Annotated in this window: 26 protein-coding genes; 10 read left to right on the forward strand and 16 right to left on the reverse strand. The window is 49.0% G+C overall.

Going from position 1 to position 26,872, the window contains the following annotated elements; translation table 11 throughout:
• The 6 genes from BZG81_RS04905 to BZG81_RS15915 all read right to left on the reverse strand — a co-directional run.
• Nucleotides 1-330: Type 1 glutamine amidotransferase-like domain-containing protein (locus BZG81_RS04905; RefSeq protein WP_198533626.1), on the reverse strand; the 330-nt coding region annotated here is incomplete at its 3' end.
• A gap of 100 nt (nucleotides 331-430) precedes the next feature.
• Nucleotides 431-694, reverse strand: coding sequence for a hypothetical protein (locus BZG81_RS04910; protein ID WP_077676866.1), 264 nt, complete (start codon nucleotides 692-694; stop codon nucleotides 431-433).
• 319 nt (nucleotides 695-1,013) lie between these two features.
• Nucleotides 1,014-1,643, reverse strand: coding sequence for a hypothetical protein (locus BZG81_RS04920; protein WP_077676909.1), 630 nt, complete (start codon nucleotides 1,641-1,643; stop codon nucleotides 1,014-1,016).
• Nucleotides 1,644-1,727: 84 nt separating this feature from the next.
• The gene (locus BZG81_RS04925) at nucleotides 1,728-2,714 is read right to left on the reverse strand and encodes a hypothetical protein (protein WP_077676868.1); all 987 of its coding nucleotides are present in this window, start codon (nucleotides 2,712-2,714) and stop codon (nucleotides 1,728-1,730) included.
• A 101-nt stretch (nucleotides 2,715-2,815) separates the two neighbouring features.
• Entirely contained in the window at nucleotides 2,816-3,181 is a 366-nt protein-coding gene (locus BZG81_RS04930; protein WP_077676869.1) for a GFA family protein, read from the reverse strand.
• Between the two features lie 85 nt (nucleotides 3,182-3,266).
• Nucleotides 3,267-3,488, reverse strand: coding sequence for a GFA family protein (locus tag BZG81_RS15915; protein ID WP_198533627.1), 222 nt, complete (start codon nucleotides 3,486-3,488; stop codon nucleotides 3,267-3,269).
• Nucleotides 3,489-4,177: 689 nt separating this feature from the next.
• Between BZG81_RS15915 and BZG81_RS04940 the strand changes: the two genes are divergently transcribed.
• The 3 genes from BZG81_RS04940 (at nucleotide 4,178) to BZG81_RS04950 (ending at nucleotide 8,004) form a co-directional block, all read left to right on the forward strand.
• A complete protein-coding gene (locus BZG81_RS04940) occupies nucleotides 4,178-5,857 on the forward strand; it encodes an aspartate:alanine antiporter (RefSeq protein WP_021024413.1) in 1,680 nt (559 codons plus the stop codon).
• A gap of 101 nt (nucleotides 5,858-5,958) precedes the next feature.
• Nucleotides 5,959-6,633 carry a response regulator gene (locus BZG81_RS04945; protein WP_021024412.1) on the forward strand — a complete coding sequence of 225 codons (675 nt, stop codon included), beginning with the start codon at nucleotides 5,959-5,961 and terminating at the stop codon, nucleotides 6,631-6,633.
• Between the two features lie 3 nt (nucleotides 6,634-6,636).
• Nucleotides 6,637-8,004, forward strand: coding sequence for an ATP-binding protein (locus tag BZG81_RS04950; protein ID WP_077676870.1), 1,368 nt, complete (start codon nucleotides 6,637-6,639; stop codon nucleotides 8,002-8,004).
• Between the two features lie 94 nt (nucleotides 8,005-8,098).
• On the opposite strand, the gene pgsA is transcribed toward BZG81_RS04950, so the two are convergent.
• From pgsA to BZG81_RS04970, 4 genes are all read right to left on the reverse strand, one after another.
• Nucleotides 8,099-8,659 carry a CDP-diacylglycerol--glycerol-3-phosphate 3-phosphatidyltransferase gene (pgsA, locus tag BZG81_RS04955; protein ID WP_077461317.1) on the reverse strand — a complete coding sequence of 187 codons (561 nt, stop codon included), beginning with the start codon at nucleotides 8,657-8,659 and terminating at the stop codon, nucleotides 8,099-8,101.
• Nucleotides 8,660-8,708: 49 nt separating this feature from the next.
• Nucleotides 8,709-10,541, reverse strand: a complete 1,833-nt coding sequence (gene uvrC / locus BZG81_RS04960; RefSeq protein WP_077461316.1) for an excinuclease ABC subunit UvrC — start codon at nucleotides 10,539-10,541, stop codon at nucleotides 8,709-8,711.
• Between the two features lie 29 nt (nucleotides 10,542-10,570).
• Nucleotides 10,571-11,215 (reverse strand): UvrY/SirA/GacA family response regulator transcription factor, encoded by a 645-nt coding sequence (gene uvrY, locus BZG81_RS04965; protein ID WP_077461315.1) that lies wholly within the window; start codon nucleotides 11,213-11,215, stop codon nucleotides 10,571-10,573.
• 300 nt (nucleotides 11,216-11,515) lie between these two features.
• Complete coding sequence (locus tag BZG81_RS04970) at nucleotides 11,516-12,964, reverse strand: NAD-dependent succinate-semialdehyde dehydrogenase (protein WP_077676871.1); 1,449 nt, start codon at nucleotides 12,962-12,964, stop codon at nucleotides 11,516-11,518.
• A 224-nt stretch (nucleotides 12,965-13,188) separates the two neighbouring features.
• On the opposite strand from BZG81_RS04970, the gene BZG81_RS04975 reads away from it, so the two are divergent.
• Both BZG81_RS04975 and trxC read left to right on the forward strand, forming a co-directional pair.
• Nucleotides 13,189-14,325, forward strand: a complete 1,137-nt coding sequence (locus BZG81_RS04975) for a M14 family metallopeptidase (RefSeq protein ID WP_077676872.1) — start codon at nucleotides 13,189-13,191, stop codon at nucleotides 14,323-14,325.
• A gap of 148 nt (nucleotides 14,326-14,473) precedes the next feature.
• Nucleotides 14,474-14,905: a thioredoxin TrxC gene (trxC, locus tag BZG81_RS04980; RefSeq protein WP_021024404.1), complete on the forward strand. Its 432-nt coding sequence runs from the start codon at nucleotides 14,474-14,476 to the stop codon at nucleotides 14,903-14,905.
• 72 nt (nucleotides 14,906-14,977) lie between these two features.
• Here trxC and BZG81_RS04985 read toward each other — a convergent pair whose 3' ends face one another.
• Nucleotides 14,978-15,427: an Lrp/AsnC family transcriptional regulator gene (locus BZG81_RS04985; protein ID WP_077461312.1), complete on the reverse strand. Its 450-nt coding sequence runs from the start codon at nucleotides 15,425-15,427 to the stop codon at nucleotides 14,978-14,980.
• Nucleotides 15,428-15,571: 144 nt separating this feature from the next.
• On the opposite strand from BZG81_RS04985, the gene BZG81_RS04990 reads away from it, so the two are divergent.
• Entirely contained in the window at nucleotides 15,572-16,498 is a 927-nt protein-coding gene (locus tag BZG81_RS04990; RefSeq protein ID WP_077576551.1) for a DMT family transporter, read from the forward strand.
• A 66-nt stretch (nucleotides 16,499-16,564) separates the two neighbouring features.
• On the opposite strand, the gene htpX is transcribed toward BZG81_RS04990, so the two are convergent.
• Nucleotides 16,565-17,443 carry a protease HtpX gene (gene htpX / locus BZG81_RS04995; protein WP_025673171.1) on the reverse strand — a complete coding sequence of 293 codons (879 nt, stop codon included), beginning with the start codon at nucleotides 17,441-17,443 and terminating at the stop codon, nucleotides 16,565-16,567.
• A 520-nt stretch (nucleotides 17,444-17,963) separates the two neighbouring features.
• Here htpX and BZG81_RS15685 point away from each other — a divergent pair.
• Nucleotides 17,964-18,137, forward strand: coding sequence for a hypothetical protein (locus BZG81_RS15685; RefSeq protein ID WP_021024399.1), 174 nt, complete (start codon nucleotides 17,964-17,966; stop codon nucleotides 18,135-18,137).
• 80 nt (nucleotides 18,138-18,217) lie between these two features.
• On the opposite strand, the gene bioD is transcribed toward BZG81_RS15685, so the two are convergent.
• Genes bioD through bioB form a run of 4 tightly spaced genes read right to left on the reverse strand, consistent with a single transcriptional unit; the run spans nucleotide 18,218 to nucleotide 21,969 of the window.
• Nucleotides 18,218-18,892 (reverse strand): dethiobiotin synthase, encoded by a 675-nt coding sequence (gene bioD / locus BZG81_RS05000; RefSeq protein ID WP_077676873.1) that lies wholly within the window; start codon nucleotides 18,890-18,892, stop codon nucleotides 18,218-18,220.
• The gene (gene bioC, locus BZG81_RS05005; protein ID WP_077676874.1) at nucleotides 18,885-19,685 is read right to left on the reverse strand and encodes a malonyl-ACP O-methyltransferase BioC; all 801 of its coding nucleotides are present in this window, start codon (nucleotides 19,683-19,685) and stop codon (nucleotides 18,885-18,887) included. The genes bioD and bioC overlap by 8 nt, the downstream gene beginning before the upstream one ends.
• Nucleotides 19,682-20,911 (reverse strand): 8-amino-7-oxononanoate synthase, encoded by a 1,230-nt coding sequence (locus BZG81_RS05010; protein WP_077660179.1) that lies wholly within the window; start codon nucleotides 20,909-20,911, stop codon nucleotides 19,682-19,684. Before BZG81_RS05010 ends, bioC begins: the two co-directional genes overlap by 4 nt.
• A gap of 5 nt (nucleotides 20,912-20,916) precedes the next feature.
• On the reverse strand, nucleotides 20,917-21,969 hold the full coding sequence (gene bioB / locus BZG81_RS05015; protein ID WP_021024395.1) for a biotin synthase BioB: 1,053 nt from the start codon (nucleotides 21,967-21,969) through the stop codon (nucleotides 20,917-20,919).
• A gap of 108 nt (nucleotides 21,970-22,077) precedes the next feature.
• On the opposite strand from bioB, the gene bioA reads away from it, so the two are divergent.
• From bioA to BZG81_RS05030, 3 genes are all read left to right on the forward strand, one after another.
• Nucleotides 22,078-23,352, forward strand: coding sequence for an adenosylmethionine--8-amino-7-oxononanoate transaminase (bioA, locus tag BZG81_RS05020; protein WP_198533632.1), 1,275 nt, complete (start codon nucleotides 22,078-22,080; stop codon nucleotides 23,350-23,352).
• Nucleotides 23,353-23,779: 427 nt separating this feature from the next.
• Nucleotides 23,780-26,338: a LysM peptidoglycan-binding domain-containing protein gene (locus BZG81_RS05025; RefSeq protein WP_077676875.1), complete on the forward strand. Its 2,559-nt coding sequence runs from the start codon at nucleotides 23,780-23,782 to the stop codon at nucleotides 26,336-26,338.
• Nucleotides 26,335-26,721: a hypothetical protein gene (locus BZG81_RS05030; protein WP_077660182.1), complete on the forward strand. Its 387-nt coding sequence runs from the start codon at nucleotides 26,335-26,337 to the stop codon at nucleotides 26,719-26,721. The genes BZG81_RS05025 and BZG81_RS05030 overlap by 4 nt, the downstream gene beginning before the upstream one ends.
• Nucleotides 26,722-26,872: the final 151 nt, after the last annotated feature.

A 26,872-nucleotide genomic window follows, 5' to 3' on the forward strand; every position in this document is an offset into this window, starting at 1 on the left:
GATATAACTGGATATAACTGTGTCCGCGCCTGTTCTTTTCAGCTCTTGAAGGAGAAAGAAGGTATTACCACCAGTAACATAGATATAGTCATTCTTTTTGAGCGTACTATCTATTTTTTCTTTGGTTGCCGTTGAAATTTCAAGTTCGTCAACAATTAGCCCGCGTTCTTCAAGGGCCTTTTTGCCAGCATCCACATAAAATGTAACATCTTCGACAAGACTCGCCGTAGGTATGAATGTAACAGTTTTTCCTGCGCATTTTTCCTCGGCGAACTCCACGAATAAATCTGCCACATCCACGAAAGATGAAGTTAAAAAAATCTTTTTCATTACATCTCCTTTCTTCCCGAACACTTTTCTAGAAACTTAACGCCACGCTCTGCGGCAATTTCGGAGCGCAGCGGAAAAATTGTCCGCCAGCAGCGCTTTGTTAGCTTACATGGTACGAAGCTAAAATTCCTTGGCGATATCCTTCAGCAAAAGCGGCCTGCACACTTTTATGCCTTCCTGCTCCTGCTTGACTGTCAGGTAAAGTTGAGTAATCGATGCTCAATGTTTGCGCTCTAGCGAGTCCTAATTCATACCCTCGATCATAAGCGCAACCAACACACTTATGACGTCCATTAAATTTACTCTGGTCATTTGGAAGCAATTCAAATTCTTGGTTATACCTATGTTGTTCATTACAAATCATAACAATATTCCCTCAATAAATATTTTAAGATACAGAGCTTATTACGAAATCAAGGATATTGAAGTAATACTTACACCAGCAATCCCTTTTTGATGATATTTCGTAGAGTCTTTCAGTGCCGCGCTAATTAAATTGGAGTCCATTATATTAGGCTCATAATCCAACTCGATCTCAAATTTTTCATTCGAAACACCATTTCCATCTCTACATTCATAATTAATCAAAAATTTCATACACTGGACCTCATTATGTAAGCTAACGCCTGTAGCTGCGGCAAATTAGGAGCCCAGCGAGTAATTTGTCCGACAGCCTACACTTGTTACGTGTTACTAGGTGCCGAATGTCCATATGATATTGCAAGCTTTCGCTGGCTACTTGATAGCGCCGGCCAGATCATATGAACACGATCCAGAGGCATTTGTGCTAGATCCCTCTTATATTTATCTTTTTTCAAGCTTACCTTGAAGAAAGAGGGGCTGTGGTCAATTTTGTTGCTGTTCAAACGCCAAAATACAACAAATGCAAACTTCGGAGTCAGGCACTTGTTTTTCACATAAAAATCTAGAGCGTTTGAGAGTATGTCGTTGTCTTCTGAGGCGGCCAGCTTTCTAAGTGCTTTAATGCAAGACTCAAGCCTCATCTGCTTTTTAAGCTCTTCAAGCTTTTTAGCTGAACCTTTTGCATCTAGCAAAGCGCCATTGTCAAAGACCTGAACCTGGAACTTCAAAATGCAACTCGAGCCGACCCACAAACGTTGGTTGGTATGCCTATTTTTTATTTCAAAGTGGTACCTAAGCTGCTCCTGATCACATAGCTCGCAGTCCTCTTCTGCTATTTCGTGATCTTCCATATTTTCGGTGAAATACCACTCTTTAAATGCTTCAGGAAGTTTTCCTGCCAACGATAGAGGCAACATGTTGTCTGCAACACGTTGAGGATATGAACTCATATTTTCCTCCGATTGGACACGTAACGCCCGCATTTGCGGCTGGTTTGTAGCGCAGCGGAAAACCAGTCCGACAACATGCATTTGTTATATTTCACTGAGAAAATCCGGGACATTAACTGGCTCAATGTCAAAGATGTATTTGATAATGCCTGCTTTTAGGTTCTGCTCAATCCCGCTTCTGAAATCTAAGACACTTGAGATTGCAGCATCATGTTGCAGATGGCGCCTCCAATGAATCTCGTCTTCCCGACCGTGAAAAGAAAGCAACCTAGTTAAAGCCATATGTGCAAACATCCCCGATTCCTCCTCAATTGTATTATGCATCACCACATGAGAATCAGAGTGCGATTGTGTTGTGGTAAGGTCCCATGAATGGAATAGTTGCTGAGCAATCGGAGACAGATCTCTTAACTGCTCTCTTTCCCCGTTAGTGAAGTACACATCATCTATGACCATGTGCCAACTTTCTTGTAGCTCTTCATCTGTTTCGATAGTTTCAATAAGCTTTTCTTTCTTGAAGCTGATATGTACACCCGAATTAACTTGCGGAGTGTATGAGAAGTCGCCAAGAAGTTTACTCATTAAGCTATTTTGCATAGCGTCATTAAAATTGAGATTGAAATTTTTATTGACTTTTGAAAAAACGCCTAAATCTACCAGACTCCAAATACCATACTTTCGCCAAGCAATTAAAACGGGCAGTCCTAATAATTGACCATAAGCCTTTAACTTAGATACGTAATCAGGCTTGAGAGACAATACATTTTTCTCACAAGACTTAACTTCAATTAAAACAGAAATACTTCCTGCGCCACGCACGTTAAAGTTTGCCAGTAAATCCGGAACCTGAAAAGTATATTTAGAAGTGGTTGGATACTGCTGCTGATCTAATTTATGGACTAAATCACATTGCCCTAGCCAGCCGCAGATAATCGAAAACTCGTCTTCTAATGGAAGACCTATATTAAGTCTATGTACTCTATCAGCGATACTGGTAGCGTCAGCCGACCAGCCTAGCTGCTCTAGTGATTCATGAATAAGTCTCTCTAAGTCTGATGGTTTATCTTTCAAACTGGCTCCCTATGTGCATGAAATATAACGCTTGGCTTTGCGGCGTGCCGGAGCGCAGCGTAGGTTCGTCCGCCAACAGCCACTGGTTATGTGATGGTAGCTCACTCTGGCAGCCCCTCAAACTTTGGCACGTCCCCTAACCCCTCGTCCCAAACAGCTTTGCTGGATGAAAAGATATGCGCGGTTGGCGCCATAGAGATTTCAGTATCCAAGCATCCTGCCGGAACGACGAGCAATCCTGGGATCTGAGTACTTGGCAATGCTGAGCCACACAACTTACAAAAGCTTTTGTTATGACGAGTGCCTGGAAGCGTAAAGGACGTCACAGCATCTGCACCCGACCGCCAGGCCAATTTAGCTGACTGTGAGAATAGATTTGCCGCATGAGCCGACCCCGTATCTTTTTGGCAATGCTGACAATGGCACAGGTAAAAGCTATCGAAATCACCTGTTAACTCAAAGCTCACGGTACCACACCGNGCCGGAACGACTAGCAATCCTGGGATCTTAGTACTTGGCAAGGCTGATCCACACAACTTACAAAAGCTTTTTTTATGACGAGTTATGACGAGTGCCTGGAAGCGTAAAGGACGTCACAGCATCTGCACCCGACCGCCAGGCCAATTTAGCTGACTGTGAGAATAGATTTGCCGCATGAGCCGACCCCGTATCTTTTTGGCAATGCTGACAATGGCACAGGTAAAAGCTATCGAAATCACCTGTTAACTCAAAGCTCACGGTACCACACAGACAAGAACCGAAATGATCAGTCATCAGAACTCCTTCTATGGCCTATGGATGAAATACACATAACATTGTATTAGCGCGCACGCTCACTTTCCCAAAACCGTTACATGCGTCTTTTCTTTCTTAACTGCCTGTTATTAAATAATTTTTCACTTTTAATGTCTGTCTCTTCCCGAGAAAGTGTGCATGCCGTCTATCACTGGTAAGGCGTGCACATTATCACTGCACTTATATTTATAATGCATTGATTATATTGTATTTATAGTTTCTTGTACTGAGAAAGCGTGAATGCATGATGACAAAACGTGCATGCCATTGCGGTGCTCGAGGCGATAAGCTGGTTATCTATCCAGTATTTCTCCACGCTACCGCCCGCCGGTTTGCGGCATCCAACAGGCCTTAAAAATGTCGATTGTGGCAGTAGCCTATCAAATACCTTGTTAGCTTTTCATGTCTTAATGTCCAAAATGTTAGCGAGCGCTTATTCTGTGGGTCTGGTAAGGGGGCGTTGGCTTGAGTCTAGGGGCTTGTATAGGGGCGCCTTAAAAATCAGTCGATGGGGCTTTTTGTTGTTTACGTTGAAAAAATCAGCCAAGCGGTCTTTTTTTACCCAACTTTTCTGTGTATTTCACTAAATTTGTCCAACAAAATGTGATTAAGGTTGGTATAATTTTCACCACATTAACCCTCTGCACGCGCTGTCGGACATTTGTGCTGTGAATATAGACGTCAATAACCTCCTGCTTCAAAACGATATTTTACTCCTTTTTGTGGTGCTCGCGCTCGGCCTGGCCGTCGGAAAGATCAAAATTGGTAGTGTGCAACTCGGTGGATCCATCGGCGTGTTGTTCACCGCAATCATTTTTGGTAATGCCGGGTTTACCTTTTCGCCCGACGCACTCAGCATCGGCTTTATGTTGTTTATCTACTGTGTCGGTATCGAGGCAGGGCCGAACTTTTTTGGCGTGTTTTTCCGTGACGGAAAATCTTACCTATTGCTCGCGCTCACCGTGTTGTTAAGCGCTATTGGGTTGACGTTGTTTTTTCAAGATCAGTTGGGGCTGGATACCAGCATTGCCACTGGCATGATGGCAGGCGCACTCACCGCTACTCCGGTGCTCGTGGGCGCGAAAGATGCGCTTAACTCTGGCTTAACCGGCACCGATGGCGAGCAGCTGGGGATGATGATCGATAACCTCAGTGTCGGCTATGCCATGGCCTACCTTACCGGTTTGGTGAGTTTGATTGTGCTTGCCAAGTTAATGCCTAAGCTGCAACGCCATAACCTGGAGCACTCTGCTCAGCAAATTGCAATTGAGCGCGGGTTAGGCAGTGAGTCACAGCGTAAAGTGTATCTGCCTATTATTCGCGCCTATCGGGTTGGCCCAGAGCTGATTGATTGGATTGATGGCCGTAATCTGCGTGAGCTGGGTATTTATCGCCAAACCGGCTGTTATATCGAGCGGATTCGCCGTAATGGCATTTTGGCTAACCCCGATGGCGATGCCATTTTGCAGCAAGGGGACGAGATTGCCTTAGTGGGCTACCCAGACAGCCATGCGCGTCTCGACCCCAGTTTTAGAAACGGTAAAGAAGTGTTTGATCGTGACTTGCTTGATTTGCGCATCGTCGAAGAAGAAATCGTGGTGAAAAACGACAGTGTGGCGCAAAAGAAGCTGTCCGATCTTAGCTTGTCGGAATATGGCTGCTTTTTAAACCGCGTGGTACGCGCGCAAGTCGAGATGCCGATGGACCAAGGCATTATTCTGAATAAAGGCGATGTGTTGCAAATCAGTGGCGAGAAAAGCCGCGTAAAAGGGCTGGCGGATCGGATTGGTTTTATCTCGATTCATAGCCAGATGTCGGATTTGCTCGCGTTTTGTTGCTTCTTTATTCTGGGGCTTGGGTTGGGGATGATCACCCTCACTTTTGGCCAAGTGACCTTTGGGCTGGGTAATGCCGCCGGCTTGCTGCTGGCAGGGATCAGCCTTGGCTTTTTACGCGCCAACCACCCTACCTTCGGCTATGTGCCACAAGGGGCGCTGAATATGGTCAAAGATTTAGGCCTGATGACCTTTATGGCCGGGATTGGTCTGAGTGCCGGTAGCCGGCTATTTGATTACATCGCGGATATGGGCTTTTCGGTGATTTTGGCCAGCATTGTGATTAGCGTGATCCCCGTAATTATTGCTTATCTGGTGGGGGCCTATGTGCTTAAAATGAACCGCGCCTTATTGTTTGGTGCGATTATTGGCGCACGCACCTGTGCCCCGGCGATGGATATGATCAATGAGCACGCGCGCAGTACCATTCCAGCACTGGGCTACGCGGGCACCTATGCGATTGCCAACGTGATCCTGACACTCGCCGGCACCTTAATGATTATTTTGGTGTAAGCCGTCGAAGAGAACGACGTCACGTCAGGCACAATTCAGCCAACAAAACTTATAATCAATGCGTCCAACCATGGGCGCTTTTTTGTTTTAAAGAGGCTTTTATGCAGGTATTGATTATTGAAGATGATTCGATTTTAAGTCATCACCTAAACACCGAGCTCACCGAGCTTGGGCACCATGTTCGCTGTGCCAAGACGGCGAGCGAGGGGCTGTATTTTGCCGATCAATACCCCAACGATATTGCCGTTGTTGATTTGGGCCTACCCGATCAAGATGGGATCAGCTTGATTCGGGACATTCGCGCCAAAGGCTTGCGCCTGCCTATTTTGGTGTTGACCGCACGGGCGAACTGGCAAGACAAAGTCACGGGTCTAGATGCTGGCGCTGATGATTACTTGGTTAAGCCGTTTCAAAAGCCGGAGCTGGTTGCCCGCCTCAATGCCTTGGTGCGCCGAAGTGCTGGCTTTGTCAAACCCACGATTACCGCCGGTGATATTGAGCTCGATTTGTTAGCCAAAGCGGTGACGGTGAACGGCCAGCCACTTGAGTTAACCGCGTTTGAGTATGATTTGTTTGAGTATTTGATGCGTCATAGCCGTGAGGTGATTTCCAAGCAGCGCTTGCTCGATGTGCTATATCACGATCAAGATGGCGATCCGAACACCATTGAGGTGATGATCAGTCGCCTGCGCAAAAAGCTGCTCCAAAGCGGCCATAGCAACCCGATCTCGACCGTGCGAGGTCAAGGATATCTTTTTGAAATTCAAGCTGAGTGAATCATGAAACTAGGCCAATTTACCTTGTGTCGTTGTCGACCAAGATTGCGCACTCGAGTGCTTGCGACGTCTATCGGTATCATACTGGTTTTTTCTATCGCCCTAGCCGCTTTAATTAATAAGCTCTATCAACAAAGCTCGATGGCCGCTTATTCTCGCGATCTGGCCTCACAAGTTCCCATGGTCATGGCGCAACTGAGTAAAGATGGATTGATTCGCGCCGATGAGCTCACGGCGTGGATCCAATCGCTGGATCCCTCTAGCAGCGACTATATGTCCGTTCTTTGTACGCGAGATAAACATACGCTTTGGACCTCCCGCGATGTTCGCGCCTTTGATATCGACGATATTTGCGCGCTGTTGCCTGATCTGACCAAAAAACCGCAGTACCTTTCTATTGCGGGCTTTAACGTGGTTGCTCAACGGCTGTCTTCCGAGAAGCAACCTGGCGACAGTGATAACCGGCTGTTTGTGCTGCGTAACGTGGATACGCAAAAACAACAGTTAGCTGATTTAGAGACAGAGACCTGGTTTTATATCAGTTTGCTGTTTCTTTCGGCCTCTGCCATGGTAATCGCCGCCTGCCATTGGAGTTTTTCTCCGCTGCGCCGATTGGCACGAGAGCTGATTGCGATTACCGAATCACGGCAAAAAACCTTGGACGATGATTATCCTGATGAGCTGCAAGATGTTACCCAAGCGCTTAACCGGATGATCACCCAACGCGAGAAGCAAAAAACGCGCTATCGTCACGCGATGGATGATTTGGCTCACAGTTTAAAAACGCGCTTGTCGGCCACCAACGCCTTGTTAGACGACAATCGCTTATCGCGTGAAGCACTGAACAAACGGATCCTAGAGCAAGTCAGCCAAATGGATGACATGGTGCAGTATCAACTAAAACGTGCGTTGGTGGGGCAATGTGGGTTAWAACGCGAAGATAGCCCACTGTCTGCGCCTATCGATAGCTTGGCCGGGATGTTAGATAAAGCGTATCGCGATAAACCGGTTAAAGTGATCCGCGCATTTGATCAACACGCCTCTTTGCCGATACACCACAGTGATTTGATGGAGTTACTCGGTAACTTGTTAGAAAACGCCTATCGATTCTGCCTTGAGCAAGTGAAAGTGCGCGTAGAGGATCAAGGTGAGGTGTTTCAGCTTATCATTGAAGATGACGGCCCTGGGGTGCCGGAGTGCTATCGAGAGAGCATTTTTCAACGCGGCGTGCGCGCCGATCAACTGAACCCGGGCACCGGAATTGGCTTGGCCGTGTGCGATGAAATTATCGCTAGTTACGATGGTAATATCCACGTCACGGACTCGGTATTACAAGGCGCGGCATTTGTGTTGACTATTCCTAAGCGCTAAACGACAAAACGCAGCCTTAACGGGGCTGCGTTTTTTGTTGCGCGCTATCGCGCGTTTTTGTCGCTGGTGCGTTGGCGATATGGGTCGTTAGGGCTTAGTCGCCATCAGGATCGGCCAGCAAATCGTCTTTGGCTGCCATCATATATTGATACATCGACCAGTACGTTAGGCCTGCTGCGACATACAAAGCAATATACCCTAACCACTCAATCCAAGGGGCGCCATGCCACAACAGCATGGTCAGCGCGAACATTTGCGAGCCGGTTTTAAATTTACCTACCCAAGACACCGCGACACTGGCACGTTTGCCGATTTCGGCCATCCACTCTCGCAATGCAGAAATAATCACTTCGCGCGCAATCATGGTGGCAGCGGGAATCGTGACCCAAATAGACGCGTAGTGCTCGACAATCAACACCATGGCAATCGCCACCATCACTTTATCGGCAACGGGATCGAGAAATGCGCCAAATCGAGTCGATTGTTTTAAACGGCGTGCTAAATAGCCATCTAACCAATCCGTCGCCCCCGCAATGATAAAAATCAGTGCCGCCACAAACGGCGCCCACGCGTAGGGAAGATAATAAGCAACAACAAAGACCGGGATCAGCGCAATGCGCAAAAAGGTCAGAATGGTAGGTATATTTAGACGCATGCTCAGCTTTTTATTTTAGGAGTAACTAGGTTATGGTGCCCCATTGCCGCTAACCTTGCAATGAGGAATGAATTTTCTCTGCCAATGTTGCACTGATGCCTGGCACTTTGGCGATTTCTTCGACACTGGCGTTTTTTAGCTCTTGGAGCCCGCCGAGGTATTTGAGTAGTGCTTGGCGGCGTTTCGGGCCAATCCCGTCGATTTGTGTGAGTACACTCTGTTTGCGTGCTTTGCCTCGCGCGGCGCGGTGTCCGGCAATCGCATGGTCGTGGCTTTCGTCACGAATATGTTGAATCAGGTGCAAGGCTGGCGAGTCGGACGGCAGCGAAAATTCTTCGCCTGAGATCTTAATTAAGGTTTCTAGCCCAGGTCGACGGCTGGTGCCTTTTGCCACACCTAATATCAGCGGGTTAATCGGCCAGTCAGCGATTAGGGGTTCAAGCACTTCCCAGGCGCGGTTAAGCTGCCCTTTGCCGCCGTCAATCACGATAATGTCGGGGATTTTTTCCGGCTCAACTTGCTTACTATACCGACGCGTCAGCACTTGCGCCATCGCCGCATAATCATCACCGCCGGTGATCCCTTCAATATTATAACGGCGGTACTCTTTTTTCAGGGGGCCATCTTGATTGAACACCACACAAGAGGCGACCGTTTTTTCTCCCATGGTGTGGCTAATATCAAAACACTCCATCCGTTTAACCGGCTCCAAGCCCAAGGTTTGTTGTAGCGCCTGATAACGGTGTTGGATGGTCATCCGATGATTGATTTTACTGGTCAAGGCGGTGCGCGCATTGGTGTTGGCCAACTTTAAGAATCGCGCTCTAGCGCCCCTTGGTCGACTTTGTAGCTGGACGTTGCGCCCGGCGATTTCACTCAGGGTCGTCGATAGCCAGCCAAGATCATCGCCAATATCGTCTGAAATCAGAATATGGCTTGGAATGGTGCGCCCTTCTGCTTGCGCCAAATAAAACTGGCTGACAAAGCTTGAAACCACTTCACCTGGCTCGGTCTCGGCAGGCATCTTGGGGAAATGGCTGCGGCTGCCCAGCACTTTGCCTTGGCGCAAAAAGAGCACATGGATACAGGCGACACCATTTTCGACTGCAAAGCCAATCACATCCAGATCATCGTCACTGTCTTGCGAGACAAATTGCTGCTCTTGCACGCGCCGCAACGCTTGAATTTGATCGCGGTACTCGGCGGCCTTTTCAAACTGCAGCTGTTGGCTGGCAGTTTCCATCTTGGCGACCAAGCTGTCGATCACTTCGCGATCTTTGCCTTGTAAAAACATGCGGGCAAAATTAACTTGCTCGGCATACTCTTCATCACTGATCAGCCCAGACACACACGGTCCGGCACAGCGGCCAATTTGATACATTAAACACGGACGGCTGCGGTTGGCATACACCGAGTCTTCACACTGGCGAACAGGAAAGATTTTCTGCAATAAGTGCAGGCTTTTACGCACCGCGTTGGCATCGGGAAACGGGCCAAAATATTCGCCCTTTTTCTTTTTCGCGCCACGATGGATCGCCAGCCGTGGGTGCTCATGGCCACTGAGGTAAATGTACGGGTAGGTTTTATCATCACGCAGCAAGACGTTGTATTTTGGACGATGCTGCTTGATCAGGTTGTGCTCAAGAATTAACGCTTCGGTTTCAGTGTGGGTGACGGTGACTTCCACATCAGCAATGTGACGGACGAGTGCTTTAGTTTTCTCACTCGACACCTGAAGCCGGAAGTAACTGGCTAATCGCTTGCTGAGATCTTTCGCTTTACCCACATAAATGATCTCACCGGTGGCGTTCATCATTCGATAAACGCCTGGCTGGTGAGGCACGGTTTTAAGAAAACTCTTGGCATCAAAGGTGTTTGGCACTGCGCGATCTCGTACTGCTTAACTTCGCTTTAAAGGCTTTCGGTATCTAACATGCCGTGACGAATAGCAAGGTGGGTTAGCTCCACATCACCATTGATATCTAGCTTGCTAAATAAGCGATAGCGATAACTGTTCACCGTCTTTGGACTAAGGTTTAACTGCTCTGAAATATCGGTCACTTTTTGCCCTTTGGTGATCATTAACATGATCTGCAGTTCGCGCTCTGACAGCTCTTTGAAAGGATTATCAGAAGAGGTAGAAAACTGACTCAGCGCCATTTGCTGGGCAATATCAGGTGAAATGTAGCGTTGGCCACTGTTCACCATGCGGATCGCATTCACTACTTCATCAGCCCCTGCGCCCTTGGTGAGATACCCTGCCGCACCGGCTTGCATCACCTTGGTTGGGAACGGATTTTCAGTGTGAATTGTGAGCACAATAATTTTGGCGTCTGGCGAGTAGCGAAGCAACTTACGTGTGGCCTCCAACCCGCCGATACCTGGCATATTCATGTCCATCAGGACAATATCGGCGTGATTTTGCCGGCACCACTTGAGTGCGGCTTCACCGCTGTCGGCTTCCCCTACCACTTTTATGCCACGAACGTCTTCTAAAAGACGTCGAATCCCTGTGCGAACCAGCTCGTGATCATCTACAAGAAAAACATTGATCAAACTTGTATCTCCACTTGGTTTGGTTCGCCAACATGCTGCGTGAACGCAACGGTTGGACTTGTCTTACGCATCTCTTAAGTTTTACCACGGATGAAAAGGCAACAACAGAGCAGATGTGCCGAATCACAAATATTCATACATTAAGCTGATAAAAAACAATCCAAGTGACGAGATCGTCGCCAATACGGCGACAATCTCACCAGTCTCGCGGCTATAACCCAGGTAGCGTGTTGATGATGTGTCAGTAATTTTCCACACCAGATTGACRCGCTTTCCGTGTGTCGTTATGCCAGCACATGGTTACAGCGCCAAACACAGGTACTTCATTTCGAGGTATTCATCCAAGCCCCATTGCGATCCTTCGCGTCCTAACCCAGATTGTTTGACCCCTCCGAACGGTGCTACCGCCGTTGAGATCAAACCGGTATTAATCCCCACCATGCCATATTCCAGCGCCTCGGCAACGCGGTGTACACGGCTGATGTCACGGGCATAAAAATACGACGCTAAACCAAATTCGGTATCGTTGGCCATGGCGATGGCTTCCGCTTCATCGTCGAAAGCGAACAGCGGTGCGACAGGACCAAAGGTCTCTTCTTTCGCAATCCGCATCGCCGAGGTCGCGTGTTTAATCACCGCCGGTTGGATGAAGTTGTCGCCTAAATCGGGGCAGTCACCCCCCAATAAAATCTCACCACCGTGTTGCTGGGCATCGTCCAGGTGTGCTTTCACTTTGTCGATGGCGCCACGATTAATCAACGGACCAATGTCAACGTTGCTGTCAGTACCCTGCCCAACGCGTAATTGGCTCACTGCCTGGGTGAATTTTTCAGCAAATGCGTCATAAATACGCGATTGCACGTAAATGCGATTCACGCACACGCATGTTTGTCCCGCGTTGCGGAATTTAGCGGCAATCGCCCCTTCTACGGCGGCATCAATATCGGCGTCATCAAAGACGATGAATGGAGCGTTACCGCCAAGCTCCAACGACAGCTTTTTAATGCTTGGCGCACATTTTTCCATTAGCTGCGCGCCAATGTCGGTCGAGCCGGTAAAAGAGAGTTTACGCACACGTACATCGGCACATAAGGTATCTGCAATCGGACCCGCCGTCCCGGTGATAATGCTTAGCACGCCAGCAGGTACGCCGGCACGCTGCGCTAATTCACCCAACGCCAACGCTGATAGAGGGGTGTCGCTGGCCGGTTTGACCACCATGGTACAACCGGCAGCAAGCGCGGCCGCTGCTTTACGGGTGATCATGGCGGCGGGGAAATTCCAAGGCGTGATGGCTGCTGTCACACCTATGGGCTGCTTGATCACGGAGATGCGTTTATCGGCCTGCTCGGCAGGAATAGTTGCGCCATTCACACGTTTGGCTTCTTCAGCAAACCATTGCAAAAACGACGCGGCGTATTGGATCTCACCGGCAGATTCTTTCAGCGGTTTGCCCTGCTCCGCGGTCATGATCGCGGCTAAGTCCTCGGTATGCTCGAGCATGAGCTCATACCAGCGATAGAGGATCTCAGCTCGAGCTTTGGCGGTGAGTGCTCGCCACTCGGGCAAGGCGGCGTCGGCAGCATCAATCGCGCGACGTGTTTCCTCCGCCCCCATATTGGGCACCGTTGCCAAGCACTCACCGTTAGCAGGGTTCGTGACTGAACGTGTGGTTTGATGATTGGCATCAACCCATTGGCCATTGATTAAGGCCTGAGATTTGAGTAGCGCCTGATCGTGAAGCTGCATAATGGCTCCTTTTTTGTGTTAAAAGGCTGGAGAGTTCGCTTGAATCTTGATAGCACCTTGCCAGCTCACCTTTGGCACGGCAAGATAATCACTGAGATTAATCAGCATAAGCCTGTAAACGCCCAATGTCTGCTCAAATAGGCAACAGACGAAGCGAAAATAATAATAAGGCTTATCCTTCCGGCGCAAACACAGCTGGCCCTTCAACAGAAAAAGGATGCTCTATGCGTATTTTTAGTCAGTTCGATAGCGGGAATATTCGCGTTCTGAATGATAGCGACATCAATAATATCCAGCTTGCCATTCATCATGACAGTCAATCTGAATTTTATCAGTGGTTCCATTTTCGCTTAGAAGCGGACGTGGATCAGGCTCATACACTCCACATTCAACAGCTCGCTGGGTCGGCCTATCCTGAAGGCTGGAAAGATTACCAAGCCGTTGCCTCATATGACCGCGATACCTGGTTCCGCGTGCCAACCGAGTTTGATGGCGACACCTTGACGATTAAGGTCACGCCGCAACATGGTTCGATGTACTTTGCCTACTTCGCGCCTTATAGCTATGAACGCCATTTGGATCTCATTCATCAGGCGCAGACCTATCCACAGTGCCAGCTCGAAACGCTAGGACAAACCTTGGATGGTCGTGATATTAGTTTGTTGAAAATCCGCGCGGATTTAAGCGAGTCTGCTCAACCGAAAACGCCCATTTGGCTAATTGCGCGCCAGCATCCCGGCGAAAGCATGGCGGAGTGGTTTATGGAAGGTTTACTCGACCGATTGCTTGACGACACCGATACCACTGCACAGGCATTACTAGAAAAAGCTGATTTTTATGTGGTGCCGAACATGAATCCTGATGGCAGTGTGCGCGGCCATCTACGCACTAATGCGGTGGGCGCAAACTTGAACCGCGAGTGGCAGTCGCCCACCCTTGAACGCAGTCCCGAGGTGTATCATGTTCGTGCCCGTATGGAGCAAACTGGGGTAAAAATGTGTTTGGATATCCACGGTGACGAGGCCATCCCATATAACTTTGTCGCCGGCTGTGAGGGCATCCCCTCTTATGATGCGCGCATGGCAGACTTGGAAGACAGATTTAAGCGTACGCTGCTTACCGTGACGCCGGAGTTTCAAGACGAGCACGGCTATGAAAAAGATGCACCAGGCAAAGCGAACTTAACCGTTGGCTCAAATTGGATTGGTGAGCGCTTTAAGTGTTTGTCGTACACGGTCGAAATGCCGTTTAAAGATCATAACAATCATCCCGATCCTGACTTTGGCTGGTCACCCGCGCGCAGCCAAGCATTTGGCCGAGACATGCTCAGCGCAATCCTTGGCGTGGTTGATGGCCTTTAACAAGGCTAGTTAGCAAGCGGTAAGGCAAAAGAAAACGAGCCGGTGACACTGTCATCGGCTTTTTCTATTTAAGTGATTGATTATTTCGACTTGGGCTATCACACAAAGGCGCTTACATTAGGGGTAAATCATTCAACGAGGACGCACAATGACAACTCTTACCTCGCGCTGCCCCCACTGCCAAGCAACCAACCGTATTCCTGAAGCGCGCATTAATGACGCACCTAACTGTGGTAAGTGTCAATCGGCACTGCTCGATGGCAAGCCTATCGAAGGCACTACAGATAACTTTGCCGCTTTATTAAATAGCGACAAGCCGGTTGTCGTCGATTTCTGGGCTACCTGGTGCGGCCCCTGTCAAAGCTTTGCACCCGCTTTTGAAGCAGTGGCAGAGCAGGAATCAGGTCGTGCCCGTTTTGTGAAAATTGATACCGAGGCCCAACAAGCCCTCGCGGCGCAATATCGCATTCGTAGCATTCCGACCCTGATGGTGTTTAAAAACGGCGAACGGGTTGATGTCTTAAATGGTGCTTTGCCACAAAATGCGTTCAGCGACTGGGTCAACCAGCACCTTAGCTAATCACGCGCTATCGGTTTATCGCCGTTTTTCCATCGTGTGATTCTGGCGCAGCGCTAGACTTTAAGCGCTGCGCTATACCTTGAGTGCTGCGCCTTGTTTTACCGCGCGGATCGCCACATTGGTATTGATGTCTTTCACCATGGCGAGCGTTTGCAGCTGACGCATAAAGGCTTCGTAGTGCGGCAGATCGCGACTGACTACTTCCAGTAAATAATCATACGTGCCCGATATCACATGGCCGTTAATCACTTCATCCATTTCCACTAGCGCATGCTCAAAGGTAACAATTGCCTCTTCTCGGTGGTTACTCAGGCTGACATTGACAAAAAATGTCATGTTTAGCCCAATCCGCTGGCGGTTGAGTGTGACCTGGTATGAGGCAATGATCCCATCAGCCTCAAGCTTTTTAATCCGTCTTGCGCACGGCGAAAACGAGAGCCCAACCGCATCGGCTATCTCGGCAACAGTACGGCGCGCATCATCCTGCAATAACGCAAGAATCGCTTTGTCTTTATTGTCCAAACCGCCTCCTTGATGGTTTTTATTAATTTATATCCATAAAAAGATGATAATCGCTAATCCTGGCTTAAATCATCCTTTATTTTGCCACCAATCTCTTCTTTGACGCTGTCACACTTAAATAACGAATCGACAAGGAAGTGATTAATGATGCCTGCACCTTCACAACGTTTATTGGGCATGCTTGCCATGGGCTTGACCGTGACCATCTGGGCAAGCTTATTTATTTCATTACGTCAGGCCAGCCAATCGGTATTAACCAGTGGCGATATTGCCTTATTGCGCTTCTTACCCGCCGCGTTGTTATTTGGTTGGTTGAGTCGTCATCGAGTACGCCATATTGTCACTACCCCCAAACGTTATCTGTTTGCGATTGCATTTGGCGCAGGGTTACCGTTTTATCTGCTGGCTGCCACGGGGATGCAGTTTGCGCCTGTGGCTGACGGAGCCTCATTAATACCTGGGATCTTACCGCTGTTTGTTTCCACCATTGCTTGGACTGTTTATGGCGAATCGCTCTCCATGGGACGACGATTAGGCATTAGTCTGATTGTGCTCGGTATTGGCGCATTTTTATGGCACTCCTTGTTCTTTTCACCTTGGCCTGTCACCCAAGGCCATCTGATTTTGCTCGCAGCCAGTATCAGTTGGGCCTGGTTTACCATTGGCGTACGCGTGACAGGATTAAGTGCTGCGGAAGCCGGTGCGGTATTAGCGATATCGGCTGTATTACTGCTGCCGGTGGGCGCATTGAGTGGGCTTATTTCGTTTAACCTACTCCAAGCGCCATTCGATGAACTTGGTTATCACATTCTTGCTCAAGGCTTGGGCGTGGGGATTATTGCCAACTACAGCTACGCCTTTGCCATTCGCCGGTTAGGAGCTGAAATGAGTGCCGCGATGGGGGCATTTACGCCTGTGGTGGCCGCGTTAATGGCCATACCGGTTTTCGGTGAAACGGTTAGCATACTCACGCTGGCGGCGATGGCGTTGATCGTGCTTGGCGCTGTGTTAGCCAGTGATGTGATCAAATGGCGTCGTGCACAAACAAAAAGCGACCCGCAGGCCGCTTAAACATGTTATCTATCATTCGCCAGCATGATTTGATGCTGGCTTTGGTCGAGCATGAAAAAGCGCCCGTTATAAGTGATCACCACGACGCAAGGCATCAATGCGTTTTTCTAGCGGCGGGTGCGTCATAAACAACTCGCTCAGTGTTTTCTTGCCGTTGATACCGAACGCCATCATCGATCCTTCTAGCTTTGGCTCTTGGCTCACTTTTAAGCGCTCAAGTGCTGCAATCATTTTCTGCTTGCCCACCAGCTGCGCAGATCCGGCATCGGCACGGAATTCACGATGACGGCTAAACCACATGGTGAGGATGCTGGCAAGAATACCAAAGACGATTTCCAACACGGAAGAGATCAGGAAATACATCATCCAGTTGCCGCCGCCTTCGCCTTCTTCGTCACTATTCATGCCACTGACTGCCCCTGCGATCACACGTGAAATAAAGATCACGAAGGTGTTCACGACGCCTTGCATTAAGGTCATGGTGATCATGTCACCATTAGCAATGTGACTGATTTCATGCGCCAGTACCGCTTCGGCTTCATCGCGTGTCATGTTTTGCATTAACCCGGTCGAGACCGCCACGACAGAATCGTTACGCTTAGCACCGGTGGCAAAGGCGTTGATATCGGGTGAGTTATAAATCGCGACCGTTGGCATGCCAATCCCAGCACGTTGTGCTTGTTGGCTCACGGTGTTCATTAGCCAGTGCTCGGTTTCGTTACGTGGATGCTCAATCACTTGCGCGCCGACAGAACGAAGCGCCATCGATTTAGACATCAGTAGCGAAATGATCGAACCACCAAAACCGAAGACGGCCGCCAGCACTAGCAGTCCGGACAAGCTCCCCGGCTGCATGCCAGTCACGGCATAAATAATATTTAGCACAATGCTAAATACAATCAGTACCGCAAAGTTGGTAGCAAGAAATAATCCTATGCGTTTCATTATGTCTCTCCGTCGCTTAAACCCAGTGTTCAGCGCTTGCTTGTTGTATTGGTAAAAATTGTATTGGTGGACGTTGTATTAGTAAAAATTGTAAAAATTGTATTGGTGAAAGCTGTATTGGTGAAAATAGTATGGGCATTCAAGATAAAAACAATCCTTTGATGCATTTTGTTACCAATAAAGTGATGTCGTCATCAAGCTCCGACCAGTTAGTGTGGCACGTTATTCCCATCTAATCTAAACAAAATGTGACCTCACGCCAAGCTATATATTTGTCTTATTTTTCATTGATTTAAAAATAAACAATACAGAAAAAGCCAATAAAAAAGACAAAAAGCCACGACTATAGACTTTGGTCGAGTTGTCTTCGCGCTCGAGTCAGGCTAATTTATACCCAGCTGTTTAAAACTACGATACTCACGAGGCTGTTTCGCAACGCGCAGACACCCTCATCAGACAGTATAAATCACAAACTGTTGCATACTTCATCCTTGCAACGCGTTATCAATGGAGTGAGACCATGGCAGAGCAAGAAAATTACCGCGTCGCGATCGACATCTTAACCTGTCATCTCGGCATGAGCTTCGATGAAGCCTGTTCAGAGCTTGGATTAGCGTCAGATGACGCGTCGGCGGCACGTCAAATGGCAGAGATACAGCAAAGCTTAATGGGCGTGCGAGGCGACCAAAAGTAACGGTCTATCTGCATCAGCTACTGAATAGACAAAGCCAGCATAGTGCTGGCTTTTTTGATCGCTACATTTCCATAAATTGTTTACAACCGCGAAACATCTAAGTGACTCGCGCATTGTGTTGGCGAAGCATCGGCAGCAAACGGCAAGTGCCCGAGATAAGGCGCATCTAAATGGGCGTTTAAATAGCGCACCATCTCGTCACTGTGCTGGGCCTTAGGATCAACCGTGTTTGCGACCCATCCGGCTAATTCAAGCCCGCGGGCACGAATGGCCTCTGCAGTGAGCAAAGCATGGTTTAAACAGCCAAGTTTAATCCCCACCACCATGATCACTGGCAGCTGATGGGCAACTACCCAATCGGCCAGCGTTTCCGTCTCACTCAGTGGCACTTGCCAGCCGCCGGCGCCTTCTACCAATACCGGGCGTGCCTGCTGTTTTAAATGTACTAGCCCATCGCTCAGCATCTGGGTATCAATGGGCGTATTGGCTAACGCGGCCGCCCAATGCGGCGAACATGGCGTTTCTAATAACACTGGGTTGATCGCGGCATACGGCAATGCAATCGCACTGGCGCGCTGCAAAGTGACAGCGTCACTATTTAGTTGGTAATCAGGCGCTAAATCGGCACCAGCGGCAACAGGCTTGTAGCCCACCGCTTGATAGCCCTTTGCGATAAAAGCGTGCAACAGCGCCGCCGTGGTATAGGTTTTTCCCACTTCGGTATCGGTGCCGGTAATAAAGTAACTGTCATGCATGATGGTGAATCACTATGTAGCCAATTTGATAGGTCGCCGGTAAGGTGCCGGCGGCAAGTGCAAAACGCTGATACGCCTTTTCTACCGCGCTAAACTGCGCTCTTGTAGCCAGACCTTGCTGCCCCGCCCCTTGCGGACGATAGGTGGCACCAATGCCTTTTAAGCTTTTCATCACCGTATGGGCATTGGCAAAAGTCAGCTGTTCGCTTTCTTGCAACACGGTCGCGTTCATCAGCCCGGCGCGTTGGGTCGCCTGCTGTAACCCTGATAAAGAGATAAAGCGGTTCACTCGTGACGTGCCGCATGCTTGTTGCCACGCGCTATCGAGTTCACACAAGGATCCGGTGAGCAGTGTCGAAACAAGAATTTTCCCGCCGGGTTTGACGACCCGACTCAGCTCCGCCAATGGCACGTGTAAATCATCACACCATTGCAGCGCTAACGAGCTAAATGCTAGATCGACACTGTTATCAGCCAGCGGCAAATGCTCCGCATCTGCTTGTACGGCTAGCATGGCATCGTCACAGCGCGCTTTTGCCGTCGCAAGCATGGCGGCGCTGAGATCCAGTCCAATCACTGTCTTGGCATGAGTCATCCACTGCTGAGTGAAATAACCGGTGCCACAGCCGACATCTAAGACGGTACCGAGACGGACAGCCTTTTGCTTTTGCTCTGACTCAGCCAATGCTATTAACCGATGACCGACACGGCGCTGCAGCGTCGCACTGTCGTCATAATGGGGCGCGGCTCGGCCAAACGCTTGAGCAATCGCTTGTTTATCGACGACGGTCATGCTGTCACCCCACACGCTTTGTCGCTCGCTAATACCGGCTTAAGCGACTCAATCAATGCGGTGATATCTGTTTTTTGATGCTGCGCAGACAGGCTGATCCGCAGACGTGCGGTGTTAGCAGGCACAGTCGGTGGCCGAATCGCTGCTACTCGGATATGGGCCTTCATCAGAGCGTGATTCACCTGCTGTAATGCTGCCAAATCGCCGATAATCAGCGGCTTGATCGGGCTAGACGTTGCAAGCAGTTGCGGGAAGGGCTGCTTATCTAAAGAATGAGTACTGAAGGAATGCGGTTCGAAAGCAGAGTCGGTTTCTAACCAGTCCTGGAGGCCTTGCGCTAGCTGTTCAGCATGGGCGCTGAGTATTTCTCGCCGCCAGTGCTCTGTTCGTGCCAGCCTAATCGCATCTTCAATGAGTGCCGCTTGCGTGGGTGGCATAGCCGTCGAGTACACATAATGGCGAGCGAACTGGCGTAAATAGTCAATGATGGTGGAAGAAGCCAGCACTGCCGCCCCCGCCACGCCCAGGGCTTTTCCAAACGTCACGATTAAAATATCCGGCCGCGCGCCACGACTGATGCTGCCCTCGCCTTCTTGCCCTAACACGCCAATCCCATGCGCATCATCCAGCGCCCAGAGCGCCCCCGATTGGTTGGCAATCGCGGCAAGACTCTCGGCTGGCGACACATCACCATCCATGCTAAATACCCCTTCCGAGACAATCAGCGATGCGGAAGGCTGGATTTGCTTTGCGAGCAGTTGGCGAAGATGTGCCATGTCGTTATGACGAAAACGCCGCTGCGTGGCAGGGCTCAATAAACCCGCCTCAATCAAGGAGGCATGGTTGAGCTTGTCTTGAAACAAGGCATCGTCTTTGCCTAACAGCGTAAACAGCAACGCCTGATTGGCGGCAAAACCACTATTAAACAGTATCGCTTGCGGGTAACCCAGCCAGTCACACAGCTGATCACAAAGGGATTGATGCGCTGCGGTAAAACCAGATACTACCGGCGAAGCCGTCGCGCCCACGCCCCAGCGTTCAAAGTGCTGCTGCGCCTTTTTGACCAATCGCGGATCTTGCGCGAGGCCTAAGTAATCATTACCGGCAAAGTTGCGCCATGACTCGGCGACGGCATTGTCACCACTTTGCCGCCACAGGCCTTGTTGCTGGCGTACGGTCAGCTCGTCCTGATAACGACGGGTCAGCGCTGATCTTGTATCAGTCATCGTGCTTAGACACTGGCATCGTAGAACAAATCGCCCTCTTGCGGGCGCGATGCCACTCGCTCGGCCACTTGCTCAAGTAAGTCGTGCTCAGTGACTTGATCGGGCTTTTGGCTGACCGCTTCACGATTAATACCCAGCTTTTTAAATAGCTGCATATCCGCGTCTTCGTCAGGGTTTGGTGTGGTCAACAGCTTGCAGCCATAGAATATCGAGTTGGCGCCAGCCATAAAGCACAAGGTTTGCATTTGCTCGTTCATGTCTTCGCGTCCGGCAGACAGCCGTACCGCCGATTTGGGCATCATGATCCGCGCCACCGCGATAATGCGGACAAAATCGAACGGGTCGACGTCATCGACGTTCTCAAGCGGTGTGCCTTTTACTTTGACCAGCATGTTGATTGGCACGCTTTCTGGGTGAGCAGGCATATTGGCCAACTCCATCAGCAAGCCGGCGCGATCGCGGGTACTTTCGCCCAGTCCGATAATCCCGCCTGAGCAGACTTTCATCCCCGCCTCTCGCACGTTGGATAAGGTATCAAGGCGCTCTTGATAGGTCCGCGTGGTAATGACGTTGCCGTAAAACTCAGGCGACGTATCTAAATTATGGTTGTAGTAATCTAAGCCCGCTTCAGAGAGCGTTTGGGCCTGCTCGTTATCCAACATGCCCAGTGTCATACAGGTTTCTAATCCTAGGCTTTTCACTCCTTGGATCATATCGAGCAGGTATGGCATGTCGCGTTGCTTGGGGTTTTTCCAGGCCGCCCCCATGCAAAAACGCGTCGCACCCGAGGCTTTGGCTTTGTGTGCCGCTTCTAGCACCTGTTCGACTTCCATCAGGCGTTCTTTTTCAACATCGGTGCGATACCGCGCACTTTGCGGACAATATTTGCAATCTTCTGGACACGCGCCAGTTTTGATCGATAACAGCGTGCTGACTTGCACTTGATTGGCAGGATGATATTCACGATGCACTTGCTGCGCGTCAAACAGCAAATCCATAAAGGGTTTATCGAACAATGCTTGCACGTCCTGTGCGGTCCAGTTGTGTCTTATTTCCACGCGGTTTTCCCCGTTGTTGTCGTTTTAATGCTTGGCTAGTCTACCCACAGACGCTAACCTGTCAACACAACGATATCACACTAGTTTACATCTGATTTATTTATGAGCATTAACACCCATTTTGACCGTGAACATATCTGGCATCCCTACACCTCAACGCTCGATCCTTTGCCTTGCTTGCCCGTCTCACACGCAAGCGGCGCGGAACTGCATCTTGAAGATGGCACCGTTCTGATTGATGGCATGTCATCATGGTGGGCAGCCATTCACGGCTATAACCACCCTGCTTTAAACGCCGCAGCGCATCAGCAAATCGATAACATGTCGCATGTGATGTTTGGCGGTCTCACCCACCAGCCCGCGGTATCGCTTTGCGAGCGCTTGGTCGCACATTCACCCGCCCCGCTCACGCAAGTGTTTTTGGCCGATTCTGGCTCTGTGTCAGTAGAAGTGGCACTTAAAATGGCGATGCAATATTGGCAGGGGCGCGGCGAGTCACGCGCACAGTTTTTGACCTTGCGTCATGGCTATCATGGCGACACGTTCGCCGCCATGTCGGTGACGGATCCTGATAATTCGATGCACAAACTCTACAAAGGGTTTCTGCCTCAGCATCATTTTGTGCCCTCCCCACAAAGCCGCTTTGACGGTGAATGGAACCCTAACGACATGCAGCCTATGCGCGACGCACTCGCCACCCATCACGGTCAACTGGCCGCGGTGATCTTAGAGCCCATCGTGCAAGGCGCAGGTGGTATGCGCTTTTATCACCCCGAATACCTGCGTCAAGTGCGCGCCTTGTGCGACGAATTTGATGTGCTGCTGATTGTGGATGAAATTGCCACCGGATTTGGCCGAACAGGGAAACTATTTGCCTGCGACCATGCGGGGATCAGCCCAGATATACTCTGCGTCGGTAAAGCACTGACCGGCGGCTACATGACCTTGGCCGCCACGCTAACCACCCGCCATGTGGCCGATACTGTCTGTGGCGGTGATGCAGGCTGTTTTATGCACGGTCCTACCTTTATGGGTAATCCACTCGCCTGTGCCGTGGCCTGCGCCAGCATTGATACCTTGCTAGAAAGTAACTGGCCGCAGACGGTTGCGCACATCGAGCAACAGCTGAAAACTGGCTTAGCCCCCGCTCGCGCATTGGAATGTGTGGCAGACGTGCGTGTGCTTGGCGCAATTGGCGTGATAGAGCTGACCGACCCGGTAAATCTGGCCGATATCCAGCCCTTAATGACCGCCCAAGGCATTTGGGTTCGCCCGTTCGGCAAACTGGTGTATATGATGCCACCCTATTGCATCCGCGACGACCAACTCCACCAACTCACCCAAGGGATGATCACCGCAATTACGCAGTTTTTTGGTGAGTAGATAGGGCGTCAGTCACGATCGGTGCCAAATTTAACCCCGATGTCGGAGGCGCCGTGCAACGGGCGCGCCACTTACATCGAGTCACGAGGGTCACATCGCACTGGCGCTTTTCCGACCTACGCGTACTTTAACGCCGATGGTGACATTGGCGTCGGTGACACAAGCCCCAAGCACAGTGTTGGGTATGTAAATTGCCAACGGGCGCCTGTCAAGATCTAGTTTAATCTTTGCTCTCGATATCAGATATCGTTGAAAGGGGTTCTTCCTGTTATCCGTTCTTGTACGCACTTCACACTTTAGCCAGTGCTAACCTAACGATGACAACAAATCTATCCAAAAATCTGGTCTGTTCAGTAAAATACATCGCCATGGTTCTTGGCTGGCGGACAATGCGGTGGGATATAAACTCGTTAGACTGACCGAGCTCATGGCGTATGAGTTTGGGCAAGTAGAGGGCGATATTGAGGCGCTGAATGAGCGAGACCTTGGTAATGTAATGCCTGATGGGGTGAGCTTTTCACAATTTAAAGAAAAGCTTGATAGCGGTGAATTTGCACTGTTGACTGATATCCCAGTGCGGCCCGCGATGGTACATGACAGCGTGAATAAGCTCTGGTCCCTCTCGTTAGATACTGAAACGACTCTCTCACCACAAACCCGTTCAGCACTTATGGCCAGAGCTAATCAATCTGGCAGTGTGGCCGGCGGCGCTGGTGGTAGCAGTCACAGTGCGCATGCCGTAACCAATATCGAAGAAACATATGTGCCTGAGCCGGTAAAACCTGACCGCTCAAATGAGCCGCCGCCACTTAAATACGAGTACTGTTTTGAGATTGCTAGCTCGGATAAGGTATTTAGCAAAACGGTGGGGTGCAAGTTTCAATTAGCCAAAACACAACAAGAAGGCAACATAGGTGATTGGCAAACCGCACCCACTGAGCATGGTACCAAGTACACCACATATAGTGCATTTGATGAGCCCAAAAAGCTCGTTGCCAAAATAGCATCAGCGTCAATGGGCATCAGCGTGCCTGAGCCCGTACAAGTCAAGCCGATTGGTTCAGGTATCATCCGAGAAGCCTTTATTCCTGTGACACCTTCTGTTCAACTCGGCGAGCGACTCGGTTTACCGACCGAGGGATATTATTACCACTTCAACCAAAAGCGCCTTGTTCAAGAATATAAGCTGTTAGGCAATGGCAAGTGGCAGTTTTATGCCACGCGTTCTACCCATGAAAAACTCAATCATGACCAAGGCCTTAACAAGCACCAGAGTGCTATTTTGGTTTACTGGAAGTTAGGAGGTAAAGACGTCGAGGACCAACACCTCGTCTATCTTAAAGAAGCGATTACCCGTGACGAGCTCGATAATTTAGATGATGAATGGCTAGCAGAAAACGGCGTAAAGCTATCTATCAGCGATTTACTCGCCGCCCCTAAGCAAGCCGTTGCGAATCGAGACGACTCACCGGCAGATACGAATAGCGATAAAACTCGGGACTCAGCGCAACCATTAACCCATACCGTTAAGTTTGATCCGACTACCCGCCAACGTGAATCATGGCCTGCTATTGCCGAACAATACGGCCTGTCCGCTAAGCAGCTGTTGGACTTGAACCCGCAGTATGACGCTGAACCAATGGCATTGGCGGTAGGTGATTTGCTAACTGTGAAGGAGTCGCAACCACAAAACATTGAAAAGAAATCTATTTATGAGCTACCACCTGAGAGCCCTAAGCCATTTAATCACCCTCTGAACACTTACTATGACTATACAGAGCGCTGTTTAGTTGATACTTCAACAGTTGCTATTAATCATAAAAGATTAGTCCAAAAAGAGGTGACCGTTGTTAATATCAAAAAGGTGTCTGATGTTGCAACTGAATTTGAGCTTGGCTTCACTCAAGTAGAAAAAACGCAGCCTCTCGACGACTATTGGCAAAAGCTTTTTTCCTCAGATACAAGTGACGACACCCAAAAGCTTTTGACGAAATACAATACACATTTGAACAATCCTGTCCGTCAAGGGGAAATTGTAGTTGTACTAACCAAAGAGCCATCCACTGAAGCACAGAGAAGTAAGCTGTCGGCTCTTATTGAAGAAGCAACAGCAGCAAGTACAGAGTTAGCAAAATTAACTGAAGAGCAAGTTTCCACCGTTAATCGTCACTTTGAATTGCTAGATTTTCACGCTGACGAAGCCATGAAAAAAGTAGGCAAAGATGGCTTACCAAGTGATTTATATGCTTATGCTTCTATGGGAGTTGGTGCTGTAGCTGTAGGAGTTGAGCAACATTTAAAAAATATCAATAACATACTTTTGGAAATTAACCACCTATACGTCTCTCAGGTGGCGATGGCGAGCCGTGTTGGTGGTATTAACTATGGTTCTTTTGTCGCTGAGCGATCCTCACTATTTCAAAAACTAGATGGAAGCTTTGCTGCATTATCTCGACGTAGCGTTAAAATCCCTGTCTATACACAAATTAAGCGCAATCTCAAACTATCCACGCGCTCTGTCGTTCATCATGCCGATGAAATTATCGCAAAAGGCTTCGTACCTAATTTAGGTAAACGTATAGCAAATGTCGCAATCGGTATTGGAGCTTCCCGTGGCGTCGGCTATGTCGGGCTGTTGCTTGGAGGCGCAAGTGGCGTGAAGAATATTTATGAAGCCTGTTCCGTCGATGGATCAGGGGAATGTGGCAAAGTCACTACTCGTGAAGTAGCCGGGTTTGTAGGTAGTGTCGGTGGAGGAACTGTTGGTGGCAGTATAGCAGGTGCAGGCACTATGTTGGTACTGGGTATTGTTGGAGTAACGTCTGCACCTATATTAGCAATTGCATCTATCGGTTCTTTTGTTGTAGGTGGCTCTGTGGGTGGAATCGCTGGTGCGACTTTAGGCAAGGCTATCGGTGATGGAGTATATTTCTTATATGAGAAAACTATTGAGCTTTCTGAGTATATTGAAGGGGATATAACATGAGTTGGTATGAGATAATTACGATTGTTATAGGAATGGCTTTCGGTGGTTATTTGGTTTTGTGGTCTATCCCTGGAGTAATTATGAGTGCGATGGTTTCATTGGGTAGTATTGAAAGAATTTTATTTATTGACAAGCAATTGGCAAAGAATTTAAGTAAGTATTATGATGATAGAGGGTATATGCGTTGGAAATATCAAATGTCATATGCAATTGGCACTCGACTTTTTGGATACTGGCTTCTTTACCCATTTATAAAGCATAGAGCAACCACCACCTCGAAGAAGTTCAAATTGTTCATGTGGGTTAATTGTATTGGTGTCTGGAGTTTTTTTATCTCACCATGCTTTTCTTTATTAGTAAAATGGCTAGGAGTTATTAGTTGATTCTTAGAGCAATGAAAGGCCATTTATACAATTCACTTTAGACTAGATAATAAATATTAAAGCATCTAATTGATGTTCCATAGAAGATTGGCTTTGATTAACATTTTTGAGGACGCTTATACTACTATTACAGGCATATTTGCTGCATATG

Source organism: Salinivibrio sp. MA607, from assembly GCF_001996245.1.
Classification (GTDB): domain Bacteria; phylum Pseudomonadota; class Gammaproteobacteria; order Enterobacterales; family Vibrionaceae; genus Salinivibrio; species Salinivibrio costicola.